The following is a 14,470-nucleotide window of genomic DNA, read 5'->3' as shown; positions in this document are numbered from 1 at the left end:
GAGAGACCGGGTGGATGGTGGGAAGGTTGCCGGGGTCGGGGACGGTTGAGCACATTTCGGCCCTCCTGCGTCAGGGTTGTCACCGGCCGCCCCTTGTGTCCGTGGTGGCGTATGGCGGAAGTACGCCATCACTCCATCCCGTCCCGGACAACTCTCCCCAAACGGCGTTCCGTTGCGTAAGGCTGAGCGGTCGTCCGGGATCGGATTCCGGACCGTTTCGGCCGGGACCGATCGGTACCGGTCGATCCGCACGTTCCTTCCTCTTCAAGGGATGCCGATGACCCACACCCCCCAGCGGGAACCGATACCGGGCGCCAGACGCGCGGCGCGGATCGTCCTGGCCACGGGCCTGGTCGCCGCGCTCGCGGCGGTCGGGCCCGTGCCCGTGGCCCTCGCCGCCGACGGACCGGCGACGACCGCGCCGCCCGTCGACACCGCCGTCAAGTCCGCCCACGACAAGCTCGGTTCCCACGACGCGGACCTGCTCGCCGAGGCGAAGGCCGACGGCGAGAAGAACGTCACGATGATGGTCGCCACCGCGCCGGGCCGGACCGAGCAGGTGGCGAAGGAGCTGGACGCGGTCGCCGGCGGCACCGTCGGCCGCACCTACGACGAGCTGGGCTACGTCCGCGCCACCGTCCCGACCGCCAAGGCGGACTCGGCCATCGCGGCCGCCGCGAAGCTCTCCTCGGTGCACGGCATCGACCTGCGCGACGAGATCCCGCTGGACGACCCGACGCCGAGCGCGGACATGGCGAAGGGCGGCGCGTCGCACAAGAGCCGCGACCACTACCGCGGCCCGAACCGCTGGACCCCGGCGAAGAACCCGTACAACCCGTCCTTCGAGACGGGCGCCGTCGACTTCGTGAAGCAGCACCCGAAGGCGGACGGCCGCGGGGTCACCATCGGCATCCTCGACTCCGGCGTCGACCTCGGCCACCCGGCGCTGCAGAAGACCACCACCGGCGAGCGCAAGATCGTCGACTGGGTCACCGCCACCGACCCGGTCGTCGACGGCGACCGCACCTGGCGCCCGATGACCACCTCCGTCTCCGGCCCCACCTTCACCTACGGCGGGCAGACCTGGACGGCGCCCGCGGGCTCGTACCGGGTCAGCACCTTCCTGGAGTCGTACACCACCGGCGGCGACGCGGCGGGCGACGCCAACCGGGACGGCGACACCACCGACTCCTGGGGCGTGCTGTACGACGCCGAGGCCGGCACGGTCCGCGTCGACCTGAACAACAACCACGACTTCTCCGACGACACCCCGATGAAGCCGTACAAGGACGGTTTCCAGGTCGGGTACTTCGGCACCGACGACCCGAAGACGGACGTGGCCGAGCGCCAGCCCTTCGTGGTCGAGATCCGCAAGGACGTCGTCTACAACTCCGCCGGCGCCAAGGCCGACTTCGTCAACATCGGCGTCATCGAGTCCGAGCACGGCACCCATGTCGCCGGACTCGCCGCCGCCAACGGGCTGTTCGGCGGACGCATGGACGGTGCCGCGCCCGGCGCGAAGATGGTGTCGTCCCGCGCGTGCACGTGGAGCGGCGGCTGCACCAACGTCGCGCTGACCGAGGGCATGATCGACCTCGTCGTCGACCGGGGCGTCGACATCGTCAACATGTCGATCGGCGGCCTGCCCGCCCTCAACGACGGCAACAACGCCCGCGCCGAGCTGTACACGCGGCTCATCGACACCTACGGCGTGCAGCTCGTCATCTCCGCGGGCAACTCCGGCCCCGGCGCCAACACCATCGGCGACCCCGGGCTCGCCGACAAGGTGATCTCGGTCGGCGCGTCCATCTCGCGCGAGACCTGGGCCGCCAACTACGGCTCCCAGGTGAAGACCAAGTACCAGATGATGCCGTTCTCCTCGCGCGGCCCGCGTGAGGACGGCGGCTTCACGCCGACGCTGACCGCGCCCGGCGCCGCGGTCAACTCCATCCAGACCTGGATGCCCGGCGCCCCGGTCCCCGAGTCGGGCTACGACCTGCCCGCCGGTTACGGCATGCTCCAGGGCACGTCAATGGCCTCCCCGCAGGCCGCCGGCGCTTCGGCGCTGCTCCTGTCGGCGGCCAAGCAGGCCCGCATCGATCTGACCCCGGCCAAGCTGCGCACGGCGCTGACCTCCACCGCCGACCACATCAAGGGCGTGCAGGCGTACGAGGAGGGCGCGGGTCTCATCGACATCCCCGGCGCCTGGAAGGCGATCCGGCACGGCGCCACCGCCCACGAGTACACGGTCGAGGCGCCGGTCGACACCGCGATCGACCAGTTCCTCGAGACCCCGGGCCACGGCACCGGCCTGTACGACCGCGAGGGCGGCCTGAAGGCCGGGCAGAAGAAGACCTACGAGATCACGCTCACCCGCACCACCGGCCCGGACCGGGCGCTCCGGCACGAGCTGGACTTCGAGAACAACGCGGGGCACACCTTCCGGATCGTCGGACGGGACGACGTGTACCTGCCGCTGAACGAGCCGGTCACCGTCAAGGTCGAGGCGCGGCCCGGCTCCGCCGGTCTCAAGAGCGCGATCCTGGAGGTCGACGACCCGCGCACCGAGGGCGTCGACCAGCAGATCCTGACCACGGTCGTCGTCTCCGCCCCGCTGAAGTACGACTTCTCCGCGAAGGGCTCGGTGCAGCGCAACAGCACCGAGTCGTACTTCGTGACCGTCCCCGAGGGCGCGAAGTCGCTGGAGGTGGCGATCGGCGGCCTCAAGGGCGAGAGCCAGACCCGGTTCATCTCCATCCACCCCTACGGCGTCCCGTCCGACAACACCTCCACGCCGTACTGCTACAACAACTACCTCGACGGCAACGGCTGCCGCCCCGACGTGCGCGCGTACGCCGACCCGCAGCCCGGCGTCTGGGAGGTCGAGGTCGAGGCCCGGCGCACCTCGCCGCTGCTCGACAACCCGTACAAGCTGGACGTCACCGTGCTCGGCGCGGCCTTCGACCCGGAGGTCGTCACCGTGCCCGAGGCGAAGGCCGGCACCCCGGCCGACGCCTCCTGGACGGTGACCAACCAGTACGCCCCGCTCGACGGCAAGCTGGTCGGCGGCCCGCTCGGCTCGGCCGAGACCTCCCGCCCGACGATCGAGCAGGGCGAGACGGCCACCTCCACGGTCGAGGTGCCCGAGGGCGCCGAGTCGCTGGACGTCGCCATCGGGGGCGTCTCCGACGCGGCCGCCGACCTGGACCTGACGGTCTACAGGGACGGCGCCGTCGTCGCCCAGTCCGCCGACGGCGACTCGGAGGAGTCGGTGTCGATCGCGAAGCCGGCCGCCGGTACGTACACCGTCGAGGTCGCGGGCTACTCGGTGCCGTCGGGCAGCACGGAGTACGACTACCGGGACGTGTACTTCTCCGCCGGTCTCGGCTCGGTCACCGTGGACGACGCGGCGACGGTGCGGCTCGGCACGGGCGACTCGGCGACGGTGACGGGCAGCGTCACGGCCCTGGCCACCGCCCCGGAGGGCCGTGAGTTCTTCGGCCGGGTCCAGCTGGTCAACGCCCACGGCACGGTCGCGGGCCTCGGCAGCGTGCGGATCGGGAAGGTCGTGCCGTAGTCCGGTGCGGTACGGGCGGGGCCTGCCGCCACATTCCCGTCGTCCGCCCGCCGGGCAGGCGGGAATGTGGTGGCAGGCCCCAGGGGGCGGGCGCGCCGTGTCGGGCGCCCGCCCCTTTCGCTCGCCCCCGGCCGGGTCAGTCGCAGGTGAGGGTGCGGGACTCGGGGAGGGAGGCGGTGATCCGGGCGCGGGCGGTGGCGATGTTCCGGTCGCCGGTGATCACCGTGTCGGCGGTGGGGCGGTCCCTCAGGACGCCGACGAGGACCCGGTCGCCGGGGGCGAGGCGGGCGAGGGCGTCGTCCAGGACGAACGTCGTCGCCGTCCCGGTGCTCTCCTCGGGTGCGTAGGTGTGCGTCACTCGGAGCGTGATCCGGTGCCGTGCGGCGCCCGGCACCGGATCGGCGGCGGTCACCGTGCCCTCGGCGACGAGACGGGCGCAGGCCAGGTAGCGGGGGGTGCCGAAGACCGCGGCGGCCTCCTGGCCCGCGGACGGGCTCGACGGCCGCACCGCGGACTTGTCGGCCGCGCTGCCGCTCGCCGCGTCCTGCGAGGCACCGCTGCCGCTCTGCACCACCAGCCAGCCCAGGCCCGTGACCACGACCCCCGCGCAGGCCGCCGCGAGGACGCCCAGGGCGAGACGGAAGGGGCGGCGCCGGGGCGGCGGTGACGCCGCCGGTGTCGGGCGCTCTCGCACGACGGGCTCGCCCAGGGCGTCGCCGAGCAGGTGCAGCTGCTCGCGCAGCAGCGCCACGTCGGCCGTCGCCGACCGGTGCTCGCCGCGGGCGTCCGCGCCCGCGTCCGGCGGCAGCGGCTCGCCCGTGATCGCGGCCATCAGCGCGTCGTACCCACCGGGGTGCTGTTCGGCGGCCATCTCACACCACCTCGTCCTCGTGCAGGCGGGCGCGCAGGGCCCGTACCGCCGTGTGCAGCCTGCTCTTGACCGTGCCCTCGGGGATGCCCAGCTCCTCGGCGATGCCGCGCACCGGCAGATCGGCGTAGAAGCGCAGGACGAGGACCTGGCGCTGGGCGTCCGGCAGCTCGTCCAGGCCCTGGGCGACGGCGAGGGACAGGACGCTGGTGTCCTCGTCCCGGGGGTGCTCCGTCTGGCGCAGCGCGGCCAGGCGTTCCCCGAGCCGGTCCTGGCGGCGCCTGGCCCGGTGCCAGTCCATGGCCAGGTTGGAGGCGACGACCGCCGCCCAGGCGGACACGTCGCGCGGCGCCTCGCGGCCACTGGCCGTCCGCTCCAGCAGCCGCAGGCGGACCTGCTGCACCCCGTCCGGCAGGTCCGCCTGCGGCACCCCGCCCAGCGCGAGCACCGCCCGCACCCGGCGTTCCTGAGCCGCGTCCAGGGGGTCGTCGCGTACGTCGTCCCCCTGGCCGCGGCGGGCCCTTCTGCGCAGCAAAGCCACTCCTCCCCCGGCCACGTTTCCCCTACGACGCGCGCGGAGCCCGAAACGTTCGCCCCGGCGGCCGTCTTTCGGCGAGAGGTGTACGTCACATCGCCGTGTGAGGCGGGAGGGGGTGGGCAGGGGCGGAACAGCACAGCTTGCGGCGCGGGGGCGGGGCGACGGAATTTCTGCAGCTCAGCCGGGGTTCGTGCGCAAGGACCACACCCCATGTCCGAGCGGCCGCGTCCCAGTGTGCGGGCACACCGCGCAATGGATTGGACAGGCGGGCCGGGCTTCGCCCCATGATGGAAAAGTCTCGGCCGAGCAAAGCGCGCGTGAAGACACGCGCACAAACGGAGAAGGAGTCACCGTGAGGGTCGGAATCGTCGGAGCCACCGGTCAGGTGGGCACGGTCATGCGCAGGATCCTCACGGAGCGCGACTTCCCGGTCACCGAGCTGCGCCTGTTCGCCTCGGCGCGCAGCGCCGGCAAGGAGCTGGACGGCGTGACGGTGGAGGACGCGGCCACCGCCGACTACTCCGGCCTGGACATCGTGCTGTTCTCGGCGGGCGGCGCCACCTCCAAGGCACTGGCCGAAAAGGTCGCCTCGCAGGGCCCGGTCGTGATCGACAACTCCTCCGCGTGGCGCCGCGACCCCGAGGTTCCGCTCGTGGTGTCCGAGGTGAACCCGCACGCGATCGCCGACCGCCCCAAGGGCATCATCGCCAACCCGAACTGCACCACGATGGCCGCGATGCCGGTGCTGCGTCCGCTGCACGCGGAGGCGGGCCTCGAAGCCCTCGTCGTCGCCACCTACCAGGCGGTGTCCGGCTCCGGCCTGGCCGGCGTGGACGAGCTGTTCGAGCAGGTCCAGAAGGTCGGCGCGGACGCCCCGAAGCTGACCCACGACGGTTCGGCCGCCGAGTTCCCGAAGCCGGAGAAGTACGTGGCGCCGATCGCGTACAACGTGCTGCCGCTGGCCGGCTCCATCGTGGAGGACGGTCTGCACGAGACGGACGAGGAGCAGAAGCTCCGCAACGAATCCCGCAAGATCCTGGAGATCCCGGAGCTGAAGGTGTCCGGCACCTGCGTGCGCGTGCCCGTCTTCAGCGGCCACTCCCTGCAGATCAACGCCCGTTTCGCCCGCCCGCTCAGCGTGGAGCGCGCCAAGGAGCTGCTGGCCGGCGCCCCCGGCGTGGCGCTCACCGAGGTGCCGACCCCGCTCCAGGCGGCCGGTCAGGACCCGTCGTACGTGGGCCGGATCCGCCGGGACGAGACCGTGGACAACGGCCTGGCCCTGTTCGTCTCCAACGACAACCTGCGCAAGGGCGCGGCCCTGAACGCGGTGCAGATCGCGGAGCTGGTGGCGGCGGAGCTGAAGGGCTGACGCCGCCCCCTAGCCCCTGGTGACCTCGTAGAGGAAGCAGCCGTACTCGACGGCCCGGACGTGGACGAACGCCACGGCCGGGTCGTCGAACGCTTCCCGGAGGGCGTACCCGAAGGCGCCGGGGTCCCCGATCAGCCGCCCGCCCAGGATGTGCCCATGGGCGGAGTAGCGGCGCAGGACCCGGTGCGAGTTGGTGAAGGGGAGGCCGTCCGTCTCCGGCCCCGCGCACTCCTCGGCGTGGACGAAGACCGGCCCCTGCTCGTCGTACGGGCCCGGGTCGGCACCCGTGGCCGCCGCCCGGCGGCGCAGCGGGGCGTAGGAGACGAGCGCGATGCGCTCACCGGCGCGGCTGTGGCGCAGGCAGCAGCGCAGCGGGGCGCCGCCCTCGTCGTCGGTCACGGGGGCGGGGACGCGGCCCGCGTCGTCGGTGGCGCGGAGCTCTTCGAGGACGCCCGGCGGGATGGGGTGTGCGGTGTGGCCGTTCATGGGATCCAGGCTCGCGCGCGGGCGCGCCGGGCACCGGCGGGAAATGGACATCGCGTTCCGTCCCGGCCACGTGGAAGGATGGCGCAACCCACACATAACGAGGAGATGACCGCGTGCCTGGCACAAACCTGACTCGCGAAGAGGCGCGGCAGCGGGCGACGCTGCTGACCGTTGACTCGTACGAGATCGATCTCGACCTCACCGGCGCGCAGGAGGGCGGCACCTACCGGTCCGTGACCACGGTGCGCTTCGACGTCGCCGAGGGCGGCGGCGAGTCCTTCATCGACCTGGTCGCGCCGACGGTCCACGAGGTGACGCTGAACGGCGACGCCCTCGATGCCGCCGAGGTGTTCCAGGACTCCCGCATCGCCCTGCCGGGCCTGCTGCCGGGGCGCAACGTCCTGCGCGTGGTCGCCGACTGCGCGTACACCAACACCGGCGAGGGCCTGCACCGGTTCGTCGACCCGGTGGACGACCAGGCGTACCTGTACACCCAGTTCGAGGTGCCGGACGCGCGCCGCGTCTTCGCCAGCTTCGAGCAGCCGGACCTGAAGGCGACGTTCCGGTTCACCGTGAAGGCCCCCGAGGGCTGGACGGTCGTCTCCAACTCGCCGACGCCCGAACCGAAGGACAACGTCTGGGAGTTCGAGCCGACCCCGCGCATCTCGTCGTACATCACGGCGCTGATCGTCGGCCCGTACCACTCGGTGCACAGCGTGTACGAGAAGGACGGCCAGTCCGTCCCGCTCGGCATCTACTGCCGTCCCTCGCTGGCCGAGCACCTCGACGCGGACGCCATCTTCGAGGTCACCCGGCAGGGCTTCGACTGGTTCCAGGAGAAGTTCGACTACCGGTACCCGTTCAAGAAGTACGACCAGCTCTTCGTGCCGGAGTTCAACGCGGGCGCGATGGAGAACGCGGGCGCGGTGACCATCCGCGACCAGTACGTGTTCCGCTCCAAGGTGACGGACGCCGCGTACGAGGTGCGGGCGGCGACGATCCTGCACGAGCTGGCGCACATGTGGTTCGGCGACCTGGTCACCATGGAGTGGTGGAACGACCTGTGGCTGAACGAGTCGTTCGCCACCTACGCCGAGGCCGCCTGCCAGGCCGACGCGCCGGGCTCGAAGTGGCCGCACTCGTGGACGACGTTCGCCAACCAGATGAAAACCTGGGCGTACCGGCAGGACCAGCTGCCGTCCACGCACCCGATCATGGCGGACATCAGCGACCTGGACGACGTGCTCGTCAACTTCGACGGCATCACGTACGCCAAGGGCGCCAGCGTCCTCAAGCAGCTCGTGGCGTACGTCGGTGAAGAGGCGTTCTTCAAGGGCGTGCAGGCGTACTTCAAGCGGCACGCGTTCGGCAACACCCGCCTGTCCGACCTGCTGGGCGCGCTGGAGGAGACCTCAGGGCGCGACCTGAAGACCTGGTCGAAGGCGTGGCTGGAGACGGCCGGCATCAACGTGCTGCGCCCGGAGATCGAGACCGACGCCAACGGCGTCATCACCTCCTTCGCCATCCGCCAGGAGGCCCCCGCGCTGCCCGCCGGGGCCAAGGGCGAGCCGACCCTGCGCCCGCACCGCATCGCGATCGGCGCCTACGACCTCGACGGCGACGGCAAGCTGGTGCGCGGTGACCGGGTCGAGCTGGACGTGGAGGGCGAGCTGACGGCCGTGCCGCAGCTGGTCGGCAAGGCCCGCCCGGCGGTGCTGCTCCTGAACGACGACGACCTGTCGTACGCGAAGGTCCGCCTGGACGAGCAGTCCCTGGCCGCGGTCACCGAGCACCTGGGCGACTTCACCGAGTCCCTCCCCCGCGCCCTGTGCTGGGCGTCGGCGTGGGACATGACCCGGGACGCGGAGCTGGCGACCCGGGACTACCTGTCGCTGGTGCTGTCCGGCATCGGCAAGGAGTCCGACATCGGTGTCGTGCAGTCGCTGCACCGCCAGGTGAAGCTGGCCATCGACCAGTACGCCGCCCCCACCGCCCGCGAGGCGCTGCTCACCCGCTGGACCGAGGCCACGCTGGCCCACCTGCGGGCCGCCGAGGCGGGCAGCGACCACCAGCTGGCGTGGGCGCGGGCCTTCGCGGCGACGGCGCGCACGCCGGAGCAGCTGGACCTGCTGGACGCGCTGCTGGACGGCACGCAGACGATCGAGGGCCTGGCGGTCGACACGGAGCTGCGCTGGGCGTTCGTGCAGCGCCTCGCGGCCGTGGGACGGTTCGGCGGGTCGGAGATCGCGGCCGAGTACGAGCGGGACAAGACCGCCGCCGGTGAGCGCCACGCGGCCACCGCGCGGGCGGCCCGCCCGACCGAGGCGGCCAAGGCGGAGGCCTGGGAGTCGGTCGTGGAGTCCGACAAGCTGCCGAACGCCGTTCAGGAGGCGGTCATCGCCGGCTTCGTCCAGACCGACCAGCGCGAGCTGCTGGCGTCGTACACGGAGCGGTACTTCGATGCGCTGAAGGACGTCTGGGAGTCCCGTTCGCACGAGATGGCCCAGCAGATCGCGGTCGGCCTGTACCCGGCGGTGCAGGTGTCGCAGGACACCCTGGACCGCACGGACGCGTGGCTGGCCTCCGCCGAGCCGAACGCGGCCCTGCGCCGGCTGGTCTCGGAGTCCCGCTCCGGCGTGGAGCGCGCCCTGAAGGCCCAGGCGGCGGACGCGGCGGCGGCCGAGTAGGCGGTCGGTACGGAGAAGGGGGCGTCCGGTCTCGCACGGGGCGCCCCCTTTGCGCGCGCTCGCGGGCGGCGCCTTGTCGGAAGGCGCGCGGGCACGCACCGAGAAGCGCGGGACTGCACCGACGGCGGCTCCGCCGCGTGGCCGCACGATGCCGCCCCCCCCCCCCGGCGGGCTCCGGTACCGGACCCCGGTGCGACGTCAGGCGGCGCGATCCTCCGCCGCCGCCCGCAGGGCCGTCAGGACGGTGGCGATCGCGGGGGCCTCCTCCGCGCCCCTGCGCACGGCCGCGACCACGTGCCGGACGGGGCGGTCCTCGCGCAGCTCGCGCATCACCACCCCGTCGCGGGGGACGGCCGCCATGCGCGGGACCAGGGCGACACCCATGCCCGCCTCGACCATGGCGAGGATCGCGGGCCAGCCGGCCGCCGCGTGGCCCTGGTGCGGCCGGAACCCGGCGGCCTCGCAGGCGCCGCGGGTGATGTCGGACCAGGGTCCGCTGCCGCCGAAGATCCACGGTTCGGCGGCGAGGTCGGCCAGCCGCAGCCGCTCCGCGCCGGCCAGCGGGTGGTCGCCGGGCAGCGCGACGTCGAGCGGGTCGGCGAGCAGCGGGACGCGGGTGAAGCGCGGGTCGACGGCGCTCGGCGCCTGCGCGGCCAGCGACAGCGCGAGGTCCACCTCCCCGGCGGCCAGCAGCTCGTACGCCTCCTGCGCCTCGGCCTCCCGCACCCGCACCGCGATGCCGGGGCGCGAGGCGCGCAGCGCGGTGACGGCCGGTACGACGAGGGCGGGCACGGCGGTGGAGAAGGCACCGACCCGCACCTCGCCGGCCTCGCCCCGGATGTACGCCGCCAGTTCGGCGTCGGCGCGCTCCAACTGCTCGAACACCGCCTCGGCGTGGCGCAGCACCAGCCGGGCCGCGTCCGTCAGCCGCACCCTTCTGCCGTGCGCCCGGAGCAGCTCCACGCCGAGCTGTCTGGAGAGGTTGGTCAGCTGCTGGGACACGGCGGACGGCGTCATGTGCAGCGCCTCGGCCGTCGCGGTCACCGTGCCCCGCTCGCGCAGCGTGCGCAGGATCTGCAGCTTGCGGATGTCCCAGTCGGCCATGACGGCAACCTACCGGCGGGCCCCGCAACCTACCGGCGGGCCCCCGCACCGAGGACGACGCCGCCGAGGATCAGCGCCATGCAGCCCGCCTGTGCCCAGCCCGTCGGTTCGGCGAGCAGGGCCCAGGACAGCAGGGCGACGCACACCGGCTGGAGGTAGTAGACGACCCCGGCGCGGGTCGGTCCGATCAGGGAGATCGCCTTGTTCCAGGCGAAGAAGGCGACGGCGGAGGAGGCGACGCCGACGTAGAGGAGCGGCCAGACGGTGTCCGGGGTCGGGGCGAAGCCGCCCTGCACGGCGAGGCTGACGCCCTGCGCGGGCAGCAGCAGGACGGTGCCGACGAGAAACGTGGTGAACAGGAAGCCCGCCCCGTCCAGCCCCTCGGGCCTGCGGCGCAGCAGCGCGCTGTACGACCCGAAGCAGCAGGCGGCGGCGATCATCCACAGGTCACCGGCCGAGAAGGACGCCCCGTCACCGCCGACGAGCAGCAGGACGCCCGCGCAGGCGATGACCAGCCCGGCGACCCGGCGGGCGCCGAGCCGGACGCCGCCCGCGCGTTCGTAGAGGGCCATGAGTACGGGGGACGCCGCCATGATCATGCCCATGTTGGCGGCGGGGGTGGTGACGCCGGCCTGGTTGACGAGCGTGTTGTAGACGGTCACACCGAGCAGGGAGGCGAGGACCACGAAGCCGAGGTGGCGCCGGATCAGCGCGCGCTGCCGCCAGGCCCGCCGCGCGCCGAAGGGGGCGACGACGGCGAGGGCCACCACCCAGCGCCAGAACGCGTGCTGGACCGGCGGCACGCTGTCGCCGAGGGCCCGCGAGGTGACGAAGCTGCCGGACCAGACGAGGGTGGCGAGGACGGCGAGCGCGAGCCCGAGAGCGACGGGCGCCGTCGGCCGCGTCGCGGTGGCCTCTCGGGAGGTGACGCTCTGGGTCGGGTTCCGGTGGGCGGCTGTGGCCACGAAGGTCCTTTCCTGGTCGGAGGCCTGGCGGGCCTACCGTCGCAGGGCCGGACCCATCAGGTCCATCGAATCTTTCCGACCGTTCTTTGAAGCAAGGCTGAACGGTACGTGCGTCGCGCCCCTCCGCCCGCGCGGCGCCCGCTGCCCCGCCAGCGTCGCTCCGAACGCCAGCGCCATGCCCACGAGCTGCACCGGGCCGAGCGCCTCGCCGAGCACCGCCCAGCCGATGACGGCGGCGGTCAGCGGCGAGAGCGGGCCGAGGAAGGTGACCTGGGTGGCGGAGAGCCGGCCGATGCCGCGGAACCAGAGCCAGTACGCCAGCGCGGTGTTGGCCAGCGCCAGGTAGAGATAGCCGCCGACCGCCGGGCCGTCCAGGGCGGGCGGGGCGCCCTCGACCAGGAGGGCGAGCGGGGCGAGCAGCAGGCCGCCCGCGGTCAGCTGCCAGGAGGTGAGGGCGAGCGGGCCGACACCGTCGGGGCGGCCCCAGCGCTGGGTGAGCACGGTGCCGGCGGACATGGACGCGGTGGCGGCCACCGCCGCGAGCACGCCGAGCGCGTCCAGTGTTCCGGCCGCCTCCAGCACCACCAGGCTGACACCGAACGCGGCGACGGCGCCGGTGAGCACGGAGCGGGCGGTGGGCCTCTGGCCGAGCAGCAGCGTCGAGAGCCCGACGACGAGGAGCGGGCCGAGCGAGCCGACGACGGCGGCCATGCCGCCCGGCATCCGGTAGGCGGAGAGGAACAGCAACGGGAAGAAGGCTCCGATGTTCAGCGCCCCCAGCACTGCCGCCTTCACCCACCAGGCGCCGCGCGGCAGCACGCGGGAGAGGGCGAGCAGCAGCAGACCGGCGGGCAGGGCACGCGCCAGCGCGGTGAACAGGGGCCGGTCGGGCGGCAGGAACTCGGTGGTCACGGCGTAGGTGCTGCCCCAGGAGACGGGGGCGAGGGCGGTGAGCGCGATGACGGTGGGACGGGTGGCGGCCATGAGGGCACCCTTCGGCGGACGGGAGAAGCGACTCGGCCGGCAGAACCCGACACGAAAAGCTCGGTTGAAAGTAGCTTACTTCTAAGCAAGTTTCCGTCAAGCTACTTTCTTGCGGCCGACCGGCATCACCTCGATACTCGTCCCATGACTGAGCACCCCAAGGACCCCGTCGACGTGATCATCGACCAGTGGGCGGTGGTGCGGCCCGACCTGGACACGGCGGGCATGGAGGTGTTCGGCCGGGTCTTCCGGCTGGCGCGGGCCATGGGCGACCGGATGGAACAGGCGTACGCCCGCTTCGGCATCTCGCGCGGGGAGTTCGACGCCCTGGCCACCCTGCGCCGCTCCGGCGAGCCGTACACACTCTCCCCCCGGCAGCTGTCGGCCACGCTCATGCTCACCACCGGCGGCATGACCGGCCGGCTGGACAAGCTGGAACGGGCGGGACTGCTGCGCCGCTCCCCCGACCCGCACGACCGCCGGGGACTGCAGGTCACCCTCACCGAGCGGGGACTGGAGCTGATCGACGAGGCGGTCGGCGCGGGCCTCGCCGCCCAGACCGAGGCACTGTCCTCCCTCGCCCCGGAACGAGCCGGTCAACTGGCCGACCTGCTGCGGGAGCTCCTTGCCGGTACCGAGAGGTAGGCGGCGGGAAGGCGAGGGGTTACTTGCTGGTGCTGGGCGGCGGAATGGGGGACGCCGCGATGGACTGCGGCGACACGGTGCTCGCGTAGGCCGACGGCGCCGCGACGCCCGCCGTGGGGTCGGCGGCGGCCGGGGCGCCCTCCAGCGGGACGGTGGCGCCGCCGACGATGGCGATGCCGGCCGCGTCGAAGGCCCGCTTGATCCGCCAGCGCAGCTCGCGCTCGACGGTGAGGGCCTTGCCGGGCATGGTCTTCGCGGAGACCCGCACCACCATGGAGTCGAGCAGCACGGAGTCCAGGCCGAGGGTCTCGATCGGGCCCCAGAGCATCTCGTTCCAGGGCTCTTCCTTGCTCATCCGCTCGCCGACCGCGGTGAGGGTCTCCTTCACCTTGTCCAGGTCCTCGTCGGAGCGGACGGTCACGTCGACGCCGGCGGTGGACCAGCCCTGGGAGAGGTTGCCGATGCGCTTGACCTCGCCGTTGCGGACGTACCAGATCTCGCCGTCGGCGCCGCGCAGCTTGGTCACCCGCAGCCCGACCTCGATGACCTCGCCGGAGGCCACGCCCGCGTCGATGCTGTCGCCGACGCCGTACTGGTCCTCCAGGATCATGAAGACGCCGGACAGGAAGTCGGTGACCAGGTTGCGGGCGCCGAAGCCGATCGCGACGCCCGCGACACCGGCGGAGGCCAGCAGCGGGGCCAGGTTGATCTGGAAGGTGCCGAGCACCATCAGGGCCGCCGTGCCCAGGATGAGGAAGCTCGCCACCGAGCGCAGGACGGACCCGATCGCCTCGGAGCGCTGCCTGCGCCGCTCGGCGTTGACCAGCAGCCCGCTCAGCGCGGTGCCGCCGGACGCCCCGCCCCTGCGGTTCATCCGCTCTATCAGCTTGGTGATCGCCCGCCGCACCACCGCGCGCAGCACGACCGCGATCACCAGGATCAGCAGCACCCGCAGCCCGATCGCGAGCCACGTCGACCAGTTCTCCTCGACCCAGCCCGCGGCGTTCGTCGCGCTCTCGTGGGCCTCCCGCAGCGAGGGCACGGTCGGCGCCGACGGGGTCGGAGACGGCGAAGGCGACGACGCAGACGACGCGGACGACGAACCGGCGGCCAGCAGGGGCAGGACGGCGGCGGACAGGGACACGGCGGAAACCTCCAGGTGCGGCGGCCCGTCCTGCGCGGTCCGGTCCGAGGTCCGGTCCAAGGTCACGGAAAGGTCACCGGACGGGCAGATGCACCACACTAAC

General features: G+C 72.9%; 11 protein-coding genes. 4 read left to right on the top strand and 7 right to left on the bottom strand.

The genetic code is table 11. From position 1 onward, the window contains the following. The first annotated feature begins 277 nt into the window (after positions 1-277). Positions 278-3,577: a S8 family serine peptidase gene (locus tag D1J63_RS24340; protein ID WP_125631650.1), complete on the top strand. Its 3,300-nt coding sequence runs from the start codon at positions 278-280 to the stop codon at positions 3,575-3,577. Between the two features lie 136 nt (positions 3,578-3,713). Here D1J63_RS24340 and D1J63_RS24335 read toward each other — a convergent pair whose 3' ends face one another. Together D1J63_RS24335 and D1J63_RS24330 are read right to left on the bottom strand one after the other, a co-directional pair. Next, positions 3,714-4,448, bottom strand: coding sequence for a hypothetical protein (locus D1J63_RS24335; protein WP_125631648.1), 735 nt, complete (start codon positions 4,446-4,448; stop codon positions 3,714-3,716). A 1-nt stretch (position 4,449) separates the two neighbouring features. Further along, positions 4,450-4,986 carry a sigma-70 family RNA polymerase sigma factor gene (locus D1J63_RS24330; RefSeq protein WP_007449855.1) on the bottom strand — a complete coding sequence of 179 codons (537 nt, stop codon included), beginning with the start codon at positions 4,984-4,986 and terminating at the stop codon, positions 4,450-4,452. A gap of 349 nt (positions 4,987-5,335) precedes the next feature. Between D1J63_RS24330 and D1J63_RS24325 the strand changes: the two genes are divergently transcribed. Beyond that, entirely contained in the window at positions 5,336-6,352 is a 1,017-nt protein-coding gene (locus D1J63_RS24325) for an aspartate-semialdehyde dehydrogenase (RefSeq protein ID WP_125631646.1), read from the top strand. A 9-nt stretch (positions 6,353-6,361) separates the two neighbouring features. Here the strand turns inward: D1J63_RS24325 and D1J63_RS24320 are convergent, their stop codons facing one another. Continuing rightward, on the bottom strand, positions 6,362-6,838 hold the full coding sequence (locus D1J63_RS24320) for a DUF1203 domain-containing protein (protein WP_125631644.1): 477 nt from the start codon (positions 6,836-6,838) through the stop codon (positions 6,362-6,364). 113 nt (positions 6,839-6,951) lie between these two features. On the opposite strand from D1J63_RS24320, the gene pepN reads away from it, so the two are divergent. Beyond that, the gene (pepN, locus tag D1J63_RS24315) at positions 6,952-9,525 is read left to right on the top strand and encodes an aminopeptidase N (protein ID WP_125631642.1); all 2,574 of its coding nucleotides are present in this window, start codon (positions 6,952-6,954) and stop codon (positions 9,523-9,525) included. A gap of 198 nt (positions 9,526-9,723) precedes the next feature. Here pepN and D1J63_RS24310 read toward each other — a convergent pair whose 3' ends face one another. The 3 genes from D1J63_RS24310 to D1J63_RS24300 are packed head-to-tail and all read right to left on the bottom strand — an operon-like array spanning position 9,724 to position 12,578. Next, the gene (locus tag D1J63_RS24310; RefSeq protein ID WP_125631640.1) at positions 9,724-10,629 is read right to left on the bottom strand and encodes a LysR family transcriptional regulator; all 906 of its coding nucleotides are present in this window, start codon (positions 10,627-10,629) and stop codon (positions 9,724-9,726) included. Between the two features lie 29 nt (positions 10,630-10,658). Then, entirely contained in the window at positions 10,659-11,594 is a 936-nt protein-coding gene (locus D1J63_RS24305; protein ID WP_125631638.1) for a DMT family transporter, read from the bottom strand. A gap of 33 nt (positions 11,595-11,627) precedes the next feature. Beyond that, positions 11,628-12,578 (bottom strand): EamA family transporter, encoded by a 951-nt coding sequence (locus D1J63_RS24300; protein ID WP_125631636.1) that lies wholly within the window; start codon positions 12,576-12,578, stop codon positions 11,628-11,630. A 144-nt stretch (positions 12,579-12,722) separates the two neighbouring features. On the opposite strand from D1J63_RS24300, the gene D1J63_RS24295 reads away from it, so the two are divergent. Then, positions 12,723-13,223 (top strand): MarR family transcriptional regulator, encoded by a 501-nt coding sequence (locus D1J63_RS24295; RefSeq protein ID WP_061444734.1) that lies wholly within the window; start codon positions 12,723-12,725, stop codon positions 13,221-13,223. Positions 13,224-13,242: 19 nt separating this feature from the next. On the opposite strand, the gene D1J63_RS24290 is transcribed toward D1J63_RS24295, so the two are convergent. Beyond that, positions 13,243-14,427 (bottom strand): mechanosensitive ion channel family protein, encoded by a 1,185-nt coding sequence (locus D1J63_RS24290; RefSeq protein ID WP_232250395.1) that lies wholly within the window; start codon positions 14,425-14,427, stop codon positions 13,243-13,245. Positions 14,428-14,470 lie beyond the last annotated feature (43 nt).

The organism is Streptomyces sp. KPB2 (genome assembly GCF_003950055.1).
Taxonomy (GTDB): domain Bacteria; phylum Actinomycetota; class Actinomycetes; order Streptomycetales; family Streptomycetaceae; genus Streptomyces; species Streptomyces salinarius.
The sequence above is the reverse complement of the archived record's forward strand: the minus strand, read 5'-3'. Positions and strand labels throughout refer to the sequence as shown.